The organism is Pseudomonas sp. MYb118 (assembly GCF_040947875.1).
GTDB lineage: Bacteria > Pseudomonadota > Gammaproteobacteria > Pseudomonadales > Pseudomonadaceae > Aquipseudomonas.
Genome location: NZ_JBFRXN010000002.1, coordinates 1,921,201 through 1,934,989, shown reverse-complemented (window position 1 = coordinate 1,934,989; position 13,789 = coordinate 1,921,201). Strand labels below are relative to the sequence as shown.

General features: G+C 62.1%; 12 protein-coding genes and 1 tRNA gene. 4 read left to right on the top strand and 9 right to left on the bottom strand.

From position 1 onward, the window contains the following. The first annotated feature begins 28 nt into the window (after window positions 1-28). Window positions 29-1,216 carry a delta-9 fatty acid desaturase DesA gene (gene desA / locus ABVN20_RS14815; RefSeq protein WP_368556462.1) on the top strand — a complete coding sequence of 396 codons (1,188 nt, stop codon included), beginning with the start codon at window positions 29-31 and terminating at the stop codon, window positions 1,214-1,216. Between the two features lie 144 nt (window positions 1,217-1,360). Then, window positions 1,361-2,350 (top strand): GGDEF domain-containing protein, encoded by a 990-nt coding sequence (locus ABVN20_RS14810; protein WP_368556461.1) that lies wholly within the window; start codon window positions 1,361-1,363, stop codon window positions 2,348-2,350. 126 nt (window positions 2,351-2,476) lie between these two features. Here ABVN20_RS14810 and ABVN20_RS14805 read toward each other — a convergent pair whose 3' ends face one another. From ABVN20_RS14805 to gabD, 3 genes are all read right to left on the bottom strand, one after another. Next, window positions 2,477-3,691 carry an HDOD domain-containing protein gene (locus ABVN20_RS14805; protein WP_368556460.1) on the bottom strand — a complete coding sequence of 405 codons (1,215 nt, stop codon included), beginning with the start codon at window positions 3,689-3,691 and terminating at the stop codon, window positions 2,477-2,479. 136 nt (window positions 3,692-3,827) lie between these two features. Beyond that, on the bottom strand, window positions 3,828-5,105 hold the full coding sequence (gene gabT / locus ABVN20_RS14800) for a 4-aminobutyrate--2-oxoglutarate transaminase (protein WP_368556459.1): 1,278 nt from the start codon (window positions 5,103-5,105) through the stop codon (window positions 3,828-3,830). Between the two features lie 186 nt (window positions 5,106-5,291). Then, window positions 5,292-6,734 (bottom strand): NADP-dependent succinate-semialdehyde dehydrogenase, encoded by a 1,443-nt coding sequence (gabD, locus tag ABVN20_RS14795; RefSeq protein WP_368556458.1) that lies wholly within the window; start codon window positions 6,732-6,734, stop codon window positions 5,292-5,294. A gap of 347 nt (window positions 6,735-7,081) precedes the next feature. Between gabD and ABVN20_RS14790 the strand changes: the two genes are divergently transcribed. After that, window positions 7,082-7,158: transfer RNA gene (locus tag ABVN20_RS14790), tRNA-Arg, on the top strand. Window positions 7,159-7,558: 400 nt separating this feature from the next. Here ABVN20_RS14790 and ABVN20_RS14785 read toward each other — a convergent pair. The 6 genes from ABVN20_RS14785 to ABVN20_RS14760 form a co-directional block, all read right to left on the bottom strand. Further along, window positions 7,559-7,873, bottom strand: coding sequence for a DUF6124 family protein (locus ABVN20_RS14785; protein ID WP_368556457.1), 315 nt, complete (start codon window positions 7,871-7,873; stop codon window positions 7,559-7,561). A 498-nt stretch (window positions 7,874-8,371) separates the two neighbouring features. Continuing rightward, a complete protein-coding gene (locus tag ABVN20_RS14780; protein WP_368556456.1) occupies window positions 8,372-8,626 on the bottom strand; it encodes a hypothetical protein in 255 nt (84 codons plus the stop codon). Between the two features lie 19 nt (window positions 8,627-8,645). Next, window positions 8,646-9,239, bottom strand: coding sequence for a hypothetical protein (locus tag ABVN20_RS14775; protein WP_368556455.1), 594 nt, complete (start codon window positions 9,237-9,239; stop codon window positions 8,646-8,648). Continuing rightward, window positions 9,236-9,802 (bottom strand): RNA polymerase sigma factor, encoded by a 567-nt coding sequence (locus tag ABVN20_RS14770; RefSeq protein WP_368556454.1) that lies wholly within the window; start codon window positions 9,800-9,802, stop codon window positions 9,236-9,238. The genes ABVN20_RS14775 and ABVN20_RS14770 overlap by 4 nt, the downstream gene beginning before the upstream one ends. 1 nt (window position 9,803) lies before the next feature. After that, window positions 9,804-11,474, bottom strand: a complete 1,671-nt coding sequence (locus tag ABVN20_RS14765; RefSeq protein WP_368556453.1) for a von Willebrand factor type A domain-containing protein — start codon at window positions 11,472-11,474, stop codon at window positions 9,804-9,806. A gap of 86 nt (window positions 11,475-11,560) precedes the next feature. After that, window positions 11,561-12,121 (bottom strand): YbhB/YbcL family Raf kinase inhibitor-like protein, encoded by a 561-nt coding sequence (locus ABVN20_RS14760; protein ID WP_368556452.1) that lies wholly within the window; start codon window positions 12,119-12,121, stop codon window positions 11,561-11,563. 138 nt (window positions 12,122-12,259) lie between these two features. Between ABVN20_RS14760 and ABVN20_RS14755 the strand changes: the two genes are divergently transcribed. Beyond that, entirely contained in the window at window positions 12,260-13,786 is a 1,527-nt protein-coding gene (locus ABVN20_RS14755) for an FAD-dependent oxidoreductase (RefSeq protein WP_368556451.1), read from the top strand. The last annotated feature ends 3 nt before the right edge of the window (window positions 13,787-13,789 follow it).

Here is a 13,789-nt window from a genome sequence, read left to right as displayed (position 1 = left end):
TTTTTCTTATTCGAGGGCCCTACAGCCTATGTGGTACCAAGGTTTGCTCGGCTTGTCGCCATGGTCTCTGGTGGCAGTCACCCTTTTGATGACCCATGTCACGATTATCGGCGTTACGGTCTACCTGCATCGTTATTCAGCCCATCGCTCCCTTGAGCTCAATGCCGGCCTGAAACACTTCTTCCGCTTCTGGCTGTGGCTGACCACGGCGCAGAACACCCGCGAGTGGACGGCCATCCACCGCAAGCATCACGCCAAATGCGAAACCGTCGACGACCCGCACAGCCCGGTCATCAAGGGCCTGTCCACGGTGCTGCGCAAAGGCGCCGAGCTGTACCGCGCCGAGGCGGAAAACCCCGAGACCCTGCGCATCTACGGCAAGAACTGCCCCGAGGACTGGATCGAGCGCAACCTCTACAGCCGCTACTCCAAGCTGGGCGTGGCGATCATGGCGGTCATCGACCTGCTGCTGTTCGGCACCATCGGCATCACCATCTGGGCCATCCAGATGATGTGGATTCCGATCTGGGCCGCCGGCGTGGTCAATGGCCTGGGCCATGCCGTCGGTTATCGCAACTTCGAATGCCGCGACGCTGCGACCAACCTGGTGCCGTGGGGCATCCTGATCGGCGGCGAAGAACTGCATAACAACCATCACACCTACCCTAACTCGGCAAAACTGTCGGTGAAGAAGTGGGAGTTCGACCTCGGCTGGGCCTGGATCCAGGTCTTCAGCTTTCTGCGCCTGGCCAAGGTGCAACGGGTCGCGCCGATTGCCCACCGGGTCGAGGGCAAGGGCATCCTGGACATGGACACCGCCATGGCCATCCTCAACAACCGCTTCCAGATCATGGCCCAGTACCGCAAGCTGGTGATCGCGCCGCTGGTCAAGCAGGAGCTGGAAAGGGTCGATCACTCGGTCCGCCACCAGTTCCACCGGGCCAAGCGCCTGTTGTCGCGTGAGACCAGCCTGCTCGATGACAAACACCACGTCCGCATCCAGACCATGCTCGAGCACAGCCAGGCGCTGAAGGTAATTTACGAGAAACGCCTGGCCTTGCAGCAGATCTGGGTCAAGACCAGTGCAAATGGCCACGACATGCTCGCGGCGATCAAGGACTGGGTCCACGAGGCCGAGGCCAGCGGCATCGCGTCCCTGCGCGACTTCGCCGATCAGTTGAAGACCTATTCGCTGCGCCCCGGCGCGACCGCCTGACACCGTTGATCGGGGCGCCTGTTTGCGGGCGCCCCGCTTCGGAACTTCGTTGCAAATCGCCTATCTCAAAGACACTTCGCCACTACGGCGGGTTTAGCTGTGGCCGCTGTCGAATCCGCAGCCTGCCCTTTGAGATTTGTGTCGATGCTCAACAAGAATCTGCAAGACTCATCCCTCCCCGAGTGGCCCGAGGCCGCACAAACCCTGATGGCCTTGATGCATGCCCAGGGCGAAGTCGCCCGCCTGAGCGAACGCGAACAGCTGTTCAGCTCGCTGCTGGTCAGCGTCAACGCGGTGCTGTGGGCCTTCAATTGGGAAACCCGCCAGGTGCTGTACGTCAGCCCGGCCTATGAACGGATTTTCGGCCGCTCCGCCGGCCTGCTGCTGGCCGACTACAACCAGTGGCGCGACAGCATTTACCCGGACGACCTGGAATACGCCGAGCGCAGCCTCGCCGAGGTGTTGGCCAAAGGCGCCGTCGAGGACCGCGAGTACCGCATCATCGCCGCCGATGGCCAGGTGCGCTGGCTCAGTGACAAGTGCTTCATCAACCGCCAGGCCGAACCCGGCCAGCCGGTGATCATCGTCGGCTTTGCGGAAGACATCACCGACAAGAAAAACATGGAAAGCGAGCTGCACCGCCTGGCCACCACTGACGTGCTGACCCAGAGCAGCAATCGCCGGCATTTCTTCGACTGCGCCCACCGCGAGTTCGAGCTGGCTCGCCAACAGGGCGGGCCGTTGGCCTTCCTGTTGCTGGACATCGACGACTTCAAGGTGATCAACGACACCTACGGCCATCCGGAGGGCGACAAGGTGTTGCAACAGATCGCCGAGACCGGGCGCGGGACGCTGCGCCGCGGCGATCTGTTCGGGCGCATTGGCGGTGAGGAGTTTGCCGCGGTGTTCCCCGGCTGCGCCCCGGACATGGCCCTGCAAGTGGCCGAGCGCCTGCAACGGGAGATCCAGCGGCTGAGCTTCAACCATGAGCAGAAGTCGTTCGGCATCACCGTCAGCCAGGGCCTGACCAACCTGACGGCCGAAGACGCCAACATCGAAAGCCTGTTCGCCCGGGCGGATGCGGCAATGTACGAAGCCAAGCGCCAGGGCAAGAACCGGATTATTTCGGGTTAACGGCCTGTACACACCCATCCATGTGGGAGCGAGCCTGCTCGCGATAGCGTCGTGTCAGACGCCACAAGGCAAGCTGACACTCCGTCATCGCGAGCAGGCTCGCTCCCACAGTGGTCAGGGCAGGTCTTATTTCTTGCGCATCCGCACCAACTCCGGCAACCCGATCTTGAGCAACCGCGCCGTCCGGCTCCTGGCCAGCTCCTCAAGCCCCTCGTGCTCGCTCAGGCGTGCCAGTTGCGCCGCCATGTTCATCACCAGCGCCTCGCGCGAGTAAACCCCGCCACCGAGCTGGTACACCGCGGCAATCAGCTCACGTAGCTCCAGGGGCAGGCGCCAGCGGGTGCGCAGGGCCGAACCGTAGGCGGCGCCGAACTCGGCGAGCGCATCGCCGATTTCTTCCCATTCGTCCAGCTCACCGCCGGCCTGCCGCCATTCCTGCAGGCAGCGCAGCAACGCCAGGTCGCCCAGGCGATGCAGCATACCCGCGCAATAGCAGCGCTCCTGATCCAGGTCCAGCAGGCGCGCCAGCGTGCGGGCGTATTCGGCGGTGTGCAGCGACAGGTCCCAATAGCGCTCGGCGTAGTCCGCCAGGATCGGGTCGCTCAGTTGTGCGCTGCGCTTCAAGGCCAGGCCGAGAATCAAATTCATGCTCTGCCCGGTGCCCAGGCGTTGCAACGCCTGGGGCAGCGTCTGCACCGCCGCGCCATGGTGCTGCGCCGCGCTGTTGGCAGCCGCGATCAGCACCGCGGTGATCTGCGGATCGTTGCGGATTTCCTCTTCCAGGCGCTTGAGGTCCAGGCCGCCTGGGTTGAGGCTGCGCTTGACCGCCAGTTGCACGTCGGTCATCAGCGGCGCGCCGTCGGTCAGCTCACGGCGACGCTCGAGAAACACCGCCAGGGTCATGCCTGGTGCCAGCGCCGGAATCTCGCAGAACACTTCTTCGCCGGCATTGAGCAACAAGCCCTGCAAGCGCTGGGTCAGGCTGTCCATGTTCAACGGTTTGGTCAGGTACGCGGTTGGCGCCAGCGGCAAGGCTTCACGCACGCTGGCGCTGTCGTTGCGGTTGCTCATCAGGATGAACGGCAGCGGCGGCTTGCGCTTGCGCTGGCGCACGCCACGCAGCACGTTCAAGCCATCCACGCCCGGCAGTTCCCAATCGGCGATCACCAGGTCGTAGGCATTTTCTGACAGACGCGACAGCGCATCCTTGCCATCGGCGCACAGGTCCAGGCGCGCGTCGCAACGCACTTTCAACAGAACTTCCTTGAGCAGGTCGCGCGACCAGGGGTCCGCCTCGGCAATCAGCACCCGAGGTACGGCAGGTAAATCAACGGCAGTCATGCATAAGCTCCCTCTCGATACATGCACCTTAGACAATGTGCGCGATTCGAAACAGCGCGGGGTGTTGGGCAGGCATGAAAAAACCCGCCGAAGCGGGTTTTTTGTCGATCAGGTCACACAATCATCCAAGCTTGAATCACAGCTCGGCGAAGCACTCTTCGATGATTGCCAGGCCTTTGTCCAGTTGCTCGTCTGGCGAGGTCAGCGGTACCAGCACGCGCAGGACGTTGCCGTAGGTGCCGCAGGACAGCAGGATCAGGCCCTTGTCACGCGCCTTGGCCACTACCGAGGCTACAGCCGCGGCGTTTGGCTTGTGGCTGTCGCCGTTTTCGAACAGCTCGACCGCGATCATCGCGCCCAGGGCACGCACTTCGCCGATCACCGGGTACTTGGCCTGGATGGCTTTCAGGCCGGTGACCAGACGCTCGCCGACGGCCTTGCAGCGGTCCAGCAGGTGCTCTTCCTCGAACACTTCGATCACGGCCAGGGCCGCGGCGCAAGCGATCGGGCTACCGGCGTAGGTGCCGCCCAGGCCGCCTGGAGCGATGGCGTCCATGTATTCGGCCTTGCCGCACACACCGGCCAGCGGGAAGCCGCCAGCGATGGATTTGGCGAAGGTGGTCAGGTCGGCAGCAACGCCCATCTGTTCCATGGCGAAGAAGGTGCCGGTACGGCCAGCGCCGGTCTGCACTTCGTCAGCGATCAGCAGGATGCCGTGCTGGTCGCACAGGGCACGCAGACGCTTCATGAATTCTTTCGGAGCAACGTAGAAACCACCTTCGCCCTGAACCGGCTCGATGATGATCGCAGCGATGTCCTTGGCTTCGGCGTCGTTCTTGAAGATGCGCTCGATGCTGGCGATCGAGTCGTCGATGCTCACACCGTGCAGTTCGTTCGGGTACAGCGCGCGGAAGATGCCGCCTGGCATCAGGCCCATGCCGGCCGAGTAAGGCACGACTTTACCGGTCAGGCCCAGGGTCATCATGGTGCGGCCGTGGTAAGCGCCGGTGAACGCGATCACGCCGGCACGGCCAGTGGCGGCACGGGCGATTTTCACGGCGTTTTCCACAGCTTCCGAACCGGTGGTGACCAGGAGGGTTTTCTTGGCGAAATCACCTGGGACCCGGGCGTTGACTTTTTCGCACAGTTCCACGTACGGCTCGTAGGCCAGCACCTGGAAGCAGGTGTGAGTCAGCTTGTTCAGCTGCTCGGTCACGGCGGCGATGATCTTCGGGTGCACGTGGCCGGTGTTCAGTACAGCGATACCGCCAGCGAAGTCGATGAACTCGCGACCTTCAACGTCGGTCACGGTAGCGTTCTTCGCGGAGTCGGCGAAGATCGGGTGAATCTGGCCAACACCACGTGGTACAGCGGCTACACGGCGGGCCATCAAATCAGCGTTAGTCTTGCTCATTACAGTCCTCATTCGCCGCTCATCGGGCGGCGTGGTTCAAGGATTACGCGGCGGGGATTCAACGGTGGCAGCATGCGATGATCGACTGCCACGGCGTTTCCGGCCGCAAAGAAAATTGCCGGTTGAAGCGGCGCAAAGGGACAGCGCTCTCGTGCCCCTTGCGCTTGAAACAATGCCTTGCCGGGCTTAGATGCCCAGGCAGAGGTATTTGATTTCCAGGTAATCTTCGATGCCGTACTTGGAGCCTTCACGGCCCAGACCCGAGGCCTTGATGCCGCCGAACGGCGCGACTTCGTTGGAGATCAGCCCGGTGTTGACGCCGACCATGCCGTATTCCAGGGCTTCAGCCACACGGAACACACGACCCAGGTCACGCGCATAGAAGTACGAGGCCAGGCCGAACTCGGTGTCGTTGGACATCGCGATCACTTCGGCTTCGTCCTTGAATCGGAACAGCGGCGCCAGCGGGCCGAAGGTTTCTTCCTTGGCCACGGCAGCGTTCTTCGGCACGTTGGTCAGGATGGTCGGCTCGAAGAAGTTGCCTTCGATGGACTTGCCGCCGGACAGCACGGTGGCGCCTTTGGAAACGGCGTCAGCGATGTGTTCCTGGACCTTGGCCACGGCTTTCTCGTCGATCAGCGGGCCAGTGGTGGTGCCTTCTTCCAGGCCGTTGCCGATCTTCAGCTTGGCCACGGCCGCCTTGAGTTTCTCGGCGAATGCGTCGTACACCGAATCCTGGATGTACAGGCGGTTGGCGCAGACGCAGGTCTGGCCGTTGTTGCGGTACTTGGAAATGATCGCGCCTTCGACGGCCTTATCCAGGTCCGCGTCGTCGAACACGATGAACGGCGCGTTGCCGCCCAGCTCCAGGGACACTTTCTTGATGTCCTTGGCGCATTCGGACATCAGTTGACGACCGATTTCGGTCGAACCGGTGAACGACAATTTACGCACGGTCGGGTTGCTGGTCAGCTCGCCGCCGATGTCGCCGGCGCTGCCGGTCACCACGCTGAACACACCGGCCGGGATGCCGGCGCGCTGGGCCAGTTCAGCCAGGGCGAACGCCGAGAACGGGGTTTGCGAAGCAGGCTTGAGCACCATGGTGCAACCGGCGGCCAGGGCCGGGCCGGCTTTACGGGTGATCATCGCAGCCGGGAAGTTCCACGGGGTGATCGCAGCGGTCACGCCGATCGGCTGCTTGATCACGATCAGGCGCTTGTCTGGCTGGTGGCCGGGAATCACGTCACCGTAGATGCGCTTGGATTCTTCGGCGAACCACTCGATGAAGGAAGCGGCGTAAACGATTTCGCCCTTGGCTTCGGCCAATGGCTTGCCTTGCTCGAGAGTCATCAGGCGCGCCAGGTCGTCCTGGTTCTCGATGATCAGCTCGAACCAGCGACGCAGCTTGTTGGCGCGTTCCTTGGCGGTCAGTGCACGCCAGGCCGGCAGCGCCTTGTCGGCGGCTTCGATGGCGCGGCGGGTTTCGGCAGTGCCCATTTTTGGCACGGTGCCCAGGATTTCGCCCGTTGCCGGGTTGTTGACCTTGATCGTCTGACCGCTGTCCGCGTCGACCCAAGCGCCATCAATGAAGGCTTGCTGGCGGAACAACAGGGTGTCTTTAAGCTGCATGTCGGCTTTCCTTAACAGCGCCGCGCGCACGCGGAGCAAATTATGATTGTAGAAAGGCGCCAAAAAGGCGGCCGTCAGGGAAATCATTCACCGGGTGCAAGCACACAAAAAGCGCACGTAGAGGTTTCGTGCGGTTCAGCACCCAGACAAGAGCGTTTGAAATCTCAAACGAATCCTAGGATCAACGGGGGTAAAGGACAATAGCCTGTTCGAAAAAAAGAACGAAAACGCCGCCTTTGCCGCTTTTTTCAGATCAGCGTAGCAAACGTGGGTTACGCTTTGAAAAAGCGCCGTCGAATCAGCAGCATGGACGCCCGCCATGCATATGAGTATCATGCGCCCGCATTGCACCAGTAGCTCAGCTGGATAGAGTACTGCCCTCCGAAGGCAGGGGTCGTGGGTTCGAATCCCGCCTGGTGCGCCATATTTAGCAACGAGAAAGCCTCAGGCCGTAGGGTCTGGGGCTTTTTTGTGGGCGCAATTGCGTCTGTGACGATTTCTCAAAGTGCGGGCAAAAAAAACCCCTGAGCAATTTCAGCACCAAAGCGCTTCAACCGACAGGGGCCGTGTTACGAGAAAGTGTTGAGTTTTGACATCATTCCGTCAAGAGCGGAAAAATCTTGCGGCAGTATTTTCTTCAACGTCACATGCAACGTTGCTCGGAGGCGACGCAATCAATAATGGCTTCCAGCTCTGAAAAAACCGCGTCTGCATCAATGGGCAGACGCGGATCGTTTCGACTGCTGGCGATTGCCTCCCGAAGTTCGTCAGCCTGTAATCTGGCCACTATCGCGGCCATGTCCGACACCAAAGGTATTGGCATTTCAAGCATCGGCGGTGAGATTTTGTTGTTTGGCGAAGATAGCGGCCATTTCCGGGTCGTCCAGATGATCCAGGGCTCGCTCCACCAGCAGGTGGACGCCATCGGCCATGCGGTTTATGGCCAAGGCGATAGAGCGGCGTGAGCCGTCGACTTCGTCGGCGAGATCGGCGGCCAAGGCGCTGATCGCCAGCAGGTCTTCGGAGGCGTTGGAGAGCAGAGCTTCAGTGTGGATGTTGGGGCTTACGGTGAAGAGCGAGGCTTTGCGGGCGGGTTGTTCTGGTTCGGTTTCGGGTGGATCGGGGATGACTTTGGACATGATCTTCAATTCCTTGAATGATGCCCTCACCCTTGCGCGACTAAACGAAGGGGTGGCGGCTGTACGCAGGTTAGTCGGACCGGGGAATTGAAGAAGCCGGCGCACCCGAAGGTGCCCTACGCACAACCACCATCAAAAGCAGGTGTCTGAGACCTGTCTGACGTTGCTCATGCAGCTTCAATTACCGGCGGGCGACTAAACCCGATCACTGACAATCAGTGACGGGAATCAAATTACCGAGCAGTCCGAAAGTGCACAAGCCGGCGGATTCTGGCGTGGGCGTAGGCAACGACGCAAGAATTTGTAGCTTGCAGGAAGTAAAACAGAGGTCTGTTAAACAGCCGCCAAATCACTGGCCTGCGCGGCTTCCCTGCTCGCGATGAGCGAATGAAGTGCACGGCGTACCAGTTTTTTAGCGTTATCGTTGACCTACATCGCGAGCAGGCTCGCTCCCACATGGGGTCATCCCATGCAGGGGATCGTTTCCCACGCTGAGGGTCACTCGGTGGTCCAGTCGAACTCGTCGTAGTCATCGTCGAAGTCGTCCTCATCGAGGATGTCTTCTTCATCCGGCTGTTCCGCCTGCTTGGCCAGCAGAAACTCCTTACGACTCTCGGTAATGGCTCGCCGCAGTTCCTCACCCTTTTCCGGGCAGTTGAGCATTTGGGCGATGCGATCGATTTTTTTTGCCACGGCATCCTCCAACGCATCGGCTATACGCCGATAGTGCGCGTTTTCGCGAGGTGATGCCAAATAGCTGGCCGCGCTGCCCTCATTTTTTCTGCAATTGTTGGAGTCGCGCCTTCAGGTCTTCCCCGGGAAACCGCTTGTGCAACGTCGCCATCAGTTCATCCGCAGCCTGGGTTTGCCCGGCCTCGCGCAGGCGCAGCACTTCGTGCAATTGCTCATCCAGAGGTTTTACTGGCGCAGCAGCGCGCTTGCTGGTTTTGGTGTGCTCGGCCATTTCGGCGTTGATCGACTCGCTCTGCCCGGCGAAATCGGCCATTGGAGCGGCAGGCGCAGGGGCGGCCAGCGAGCGCGCCACCGACGGCGCCGGCGCGGACTCCTTTTGCGCGACCGGGGCCGATGCCTTGGGCGCGAAGTCAAAGCTTTGGGGTTGCTCAGGCGTACGCTGCACCAGCGCGAGCATCAGGGCAACACCCACCAGGCTGGCAAAGGCCACTTGCCAACGCGGTTTCTGGCAGGCCGCGACCCAGCGTTGCCACAGGTTCGGTTGGCGCGCGGGCACTTCACGCTGGGCGGCGGCGAGGATGAACGCGTCCAGATGGGCCGGCGGTTCGCCTGTCGCCTGTTCACGGTAATGCTCAACCACCTGCTCTTCGGGCGTAGGACGGGCGTCAGTCATGTCAGTACCTCCTCGGCCAGCAGCCGACGCAGTTTTTGCTGGGCGTAGCGCAAACGGCTCTTGACCGTTTCCAGCGGTGTTTCGGTGAGGGCGGCGATCTGCGGCAGGTCGAGTTCGCCATGGGCGCGCAGTAAAAACACTTCGCGCTGATCGGCAGGCAGATTTTGCAATGCAGCCTCCAGGCGCTGACCGTCGCGGCTCAAGCTCAACAGTTGCTCGGGATCGCTGGCGTCGTCGATCGGTGCGTGCGTCTGTTCGTCGTAGCGATCATGCAGAGGATTGCGTACGCCGTGTTTGCGCCAGTGATCAATCAGCCGATTGCGGGCGATCTGGTAAAGCCACGTACGAAAACTCGCTCGACCTTGTGGCTGGCTGGTGCTGCGGATCAGGCTCAGCCAGGTTTCCTGGTACACCTCTTCGGCCCATTCCGCCTGACCGCTAAGCCCCAGCAAAAACCGATAGAGGCCTTGCCGGTGGCGGGCGTACAGAATCTCGAACGCCGGCCCGTCGCCTGAGCGATAGCGGGCCAGCAGCATATCGTCACTCAGCTGCGCGGCAGGCATGTCAGTGCACTTCACTGTTGCTGGCCACGGTTGAAGTCTGCAGGCTCTGCGCCAGCTCCACCAGTTGCACGAACTCGACGCGCAGGCCGAAGCGATCCTCGCCGCGTGCGCCCCGCGCCAGGGCCTCGGTGTCCTTGAGGCTGAATTCACCGGTGTAGCGCCCGTCCTTGAGCTGCTGGGCGAACGCCGCCACGGCCGCGGCAAAGCGCAGGTCGTCACTGGCCGGCGACGCAACAGCGCTGATCGGCCGCTCGACCAGGCGACTGGTGCCACCTTCCGGCAACTGATAACGCACACGCAGCATCGCCATTTCTCCCTTGTTGTCGGCCACCGCGGCGCTCGATTTGCCGTAGCGCAGCGGCTCCAGCCAGCCCTTCTCGCCCGTCGGGACAATTTCGTACAACGCCGTCACGGTATGGCCTGCACCGATTTCTCCGGCATCGACCTTGTCGTTGCTGAAATCCTCACGTTTGAGGGCGCGGTTTTCATAACCCAACAGCCGGTATTCGCTGACCTGCGCCGGGTTGAACTCCACCTGCAATTTGACGTTTTTCGCCACCACCGCGAGGGTCGAGCCCAACTGATCCACCAGCACCTTGCGCGCCTCGCGCAGGTTATTGATGTAGGCGTAGTTGCCATCACCGGCATCGGCCAGTTGTTCCATCAGGTGTTCATTGTAGTTATCCACACCGAAACCCAGGGTGGTCAGGGAAACGCCGGTCTTGCGTTTATCCACAGCCATTTGCTTGAGGCTGTCGAAGTCACTGATGCCAACATTGAAGTCGCCATCGGTGGCCAGCAGGATGCGGTTGATGCCCTTGGGGATAAACGCCTGACGAGCCATTTGATAGGCCAGCTCGATGCCCGAGGCCCCAGCGGTGGAGCCGCCTGCGGACAATTGGTCGATGGCGCTGCGAATTTTCGCCTTTTCCCGTCCGGATGTAGGTTCGAGCACCACACGTGACTCGCCGGCATACACCACCAGCGACACGCGATCCTGCTCGCGCAGTTGATCGACCAGCAATTTCAGGGTGCTCTTGACCAGCGGCAGGCCCTCGCGGCGGTCCATCGAACCGGACACATCCACCAGGAACACCAGATTTGCCGGGGCCAGCTCCGCCACTGCGCGGTCCGATGCCTTGATACCGATGCGCAGCAAACGGGTGTGCGGGTTCCACGGTGACGGTGTCAGTTCGGTGGTCACACCAAACGGTGAGCCATCGGTGGGCAACGCATAGTCGTAGGGAAAATAATTGACCATTTCCTCCAGGCGCACCGCGCCTTCGGGTGGCAGGCGGCCTTGATTGAGCAGGCGGCGCACGTTGGCGTAGGCGCCGGTGTCGACGTCGGCGCTGAAAGTGGAAACCGGTGCCTCGGCGACGCTGTGGATCGGGTTGTCCGCCAGGGCCTGATACTGCTCGCGCGGCTCATCGCGATAACCCGGTGGTGCGGACTCGGCAGCGAAACCGGCCAGGGGCGCCGCACGTACGCTGCGTTTGGCCATGGCCGCATCAGCCATGATCGCCTCCTGCATCACGGGCGCAGGCGCAATCGGTGCGGACACAACGGCCTTGTCAGGCGTTGACGAAACACCGCAACCGGCGACCGCCAGCAGCAACCCGGCGGCGAAACCCTGGGCGGCCGGGCGAAGGACATGCAGAGGGAGGAACATGGTGGCTGACCTCAAGAGGAAATTGATCCATTCATCCTCTGAGACGGGCCGTCGCACCGGTTCGGGTTAACCGCGCTGAAAAATCTTCAGCGGTGGTAACGCCGCACCACGCTGCTGTTGCGAAGTACGTGGCCTTTGATTTTTTCCAGCAGTTGCGCGCGGGTCAGGCCTGCTGGCAAAGCATCTGGAGCGAGGTCCAGGGCGTAGAGCTGGACAATGTAGTGGTGGGAACTGTCGCCCACCGGCGGGCATGGCCCGATATAACCGGTGGAGCCTTTGCTGTTGGTGCCTGCCGCCCCCTCGAACGAGGACTTGGTGCCCGCCCCTGGCGGAATCTGCCGGGTACTGGCCTTGATGCCGTAATGAATCCAGTGATCGACGCCCTGCCCTTTCTGGCCATCCGGGTCGTGCATGACGATGGCGTAGCTCTGGGTGCCAGACGGGCCGGCATTCCAGCTCAACGCCGGGGATTGGTTCTTGCCGCCACAGCCGCTGGCATCGCTGGCCGCCACCGAGGTGAACAGACGGTTGTCGGTCACGCCAGGCATGCTGACGGTGAAGCGTTCCTGGGCCTGTGCCGGAACCTGCACGCAAAGGGCGACGGCAAGGGCCGCCAGCCAAGGGTTCAGAGAGGTCAATCGAGTCATACCGGAGCACCTTGTGCGGGTGGGGCCGTGGTCGGCGTGCAAACTATAGCGGACCGTTCGTGCCGTGGCAGCGGGATTTGGCTGAACCTCGCAATATTGGCCAAACTCATAAGTGAAACGCTTGCCTGGAGAACGATCATGGCACTGCACCGCGTTGCCCGTTTGGCCGATATCCCCGAGAACCGAGGCCTGGAAGTCAATGTGGGCGAGAGCAAGATGGTTTTGTTGCGGGCGGGCGAGCAATTGCGCGCCTATCAGGGCGAATGCCCGCATGCCGGAGCACCACTGGCCGAGGGCGCACTGTGCAACGGGCGGCTGATTTGCCCGTGGCACAAGGCGGCCTACCGGATTGAGGACGGCGCCCTGTGCGAACCGCCTTCGCTGGACAGTCTCAAGCGCTACCCCCTTGAGGTGCGCGGTGACGAGGTCTGGGTCGATGATCAGTCGCTGCCCGACCCGCACACCCCGCCAGCCGATGACGAACGGACCTTTGTGATCATCGGCGCGGGCGCCGCAGGTACGGCGGCTGCGGCCGCATTGCGGGAAAAGGGTTTTGGCGGTCGCGTGCTGCTGATCGACCGCGAAACCGGGGCCGGCTATGACCGTACCGTGCTGAGCAAGTTTGTCATCGCCGGCGAGATGCCTGTGGATGAAGTCCCGGCGTTGCGTGACGAGTCGTTCTATCGCGAACAACGAATCGAACGACTCAAGGCCGACGTGGCGAGCCTGGATGCCCAGCGCCGCAGCGTGCGGTTGACTGACGGTCAGACCGTGACCTACGACGCCGCGCTGCTCGCCACCGGAGGCACGCCCAAACCTCTGGAGTTGCCTGGCGCCGACCTGCCACAGGTGTTCCTACTGCGGTCCAAAGCCCACGCTCAAGAAATTCTCGCCTCGACCCAACCCGGCCAGCGCGCCGTGATCATCGGTGACAGCTTCATCGCCATGGAATCCGCCGCCGCCCTGCGAGAACACGGCCTCGAGGTCACGGTGCTGGCCCGCCACGCGGTGCCCTTCGCCAAACAGTTTGGTGAAACCGTCGGCAAGGCGATCCTCGCACACCATGCCGCCCACGGTGTGGCGTTTCACAGCGACAGCGAAGCGGCGCAGATCGAGGGCAGAGGCAAGGTCGAAGCGGTGACGCTGAAAAACGGCCAGCGTCTGCCGGCGGACCTGGTGCTGGTTGGTATCGGCGTCACGCCGGCCACCGATCCGTTTGTCGGGCTGCCCATGGAGAAAGACCTTTCGCTGCGGGTCGACGGCGGCCTGCGCGTGGCTGACGGACTGTGGGCAGCGGGCGACATCGCCACCTTCCCCCTCAACGGCCAGCCGCAGCGGATCGAGCACTGGCGCCTGGCACAACAGCATGCGCGAATTGCAGCGGCGAATATGCTGGGTGGCGACGAACACTATCTGGATGTGCCGTACTTCTGGACCTGGCACTTCGGCCAGAACTACGACTACCTCGGCCACGCCCAGGACTGGGACGAGGTCGAATTCAAGGGAGACCCGAACCACCCACCGTTCATTGGCCTGTTCGGCAAAAACGGCGTGGTGGCCGCCGCCATCGCCTGCGAGGAAGAGCGGGCGATGGCGATGCTGGCCGAGCGGATGAAACAGCCGCTGTCGATCGACGAGGCGTGGCGGCTGATTCGCGACGTGTGAGCG

Coding starts and splice junctions, on each gene's coding strand:
- desA (WP_368556462.1), top strand. CDS start 29: ATGTGGTACCAAGGTTTGCTCGGCTTGTCGCCATGGTCTCTGGTGGCA.
- ABVN20_RS14810 (WP_368556461.1), top strand. CDS start 1,361: ATGCTCAACAAGAATCTGCAAGACTCATCCCTCCCCGAGTGGCCCGAG.
- ABVN20_RS14805 (WP_368556460.1), bottom strand. CDS start 3,691: ATGACTGCCGTTGATTTACCTGCCGTACCTCGGGTGCTGATTGCCGAG.
- gabT (WP_368556459.1), bottom strand. CDS start 5,105: ATGAGCAAGACTAACGCTGATTTGATGGCCCGCCGTGTAGCCGCTGTA.
- gabD (WP_368556458.1), bottom strand. CDS start 6,734: ATGCAGCTTAAAGACACCCTGTTGTTCCGCCAGCAAGCCTTCATTGAT.
- ABVN20_RS14785 (WP_368556457.1), bottom strand. CDS start 7,873: ATGTCCAAAGTCATCCCCGATCCACCCGAAACCGAACCAGAACAACCC.
- ABVN20_RS14775 (WP_368556455.1), bottom strand. CDS start 9,239: ATGACTGACGCCCGTCCTACGCCCGAAGAGCAGGTGGTTGAGCATTAC.
- ABVN20_RS14770 (WP_368556454.1), bottom strand. CDS start 9,802: ATGCCTGCCGCGCAGCTGAGTGACGATATGCTGCTGGCCCGCTATCGC.
- ABVN20_RS14765 (WP_368556453.1), bottom strand. CDS start 11,474: ATGTTCCTCCCTCTGCATGTCCTTCGCCCGGCCGCCCAGGGTTTCGCC.
- ABVN20_RS14760 (WP_368556452.1), bottom strand. CDS start 12,121: ATGACTCGATTGACCTCTCTGAACCCTTGGCTGGCGGCCCTTGCCGTC.
- ABVN20_RS14755 (WP_368556451.1), top strand. CDS start 12,260: ATGGCACTGCACCGCGTTGCCCGTTTGGCCGATATCCCCGAGAACCGA.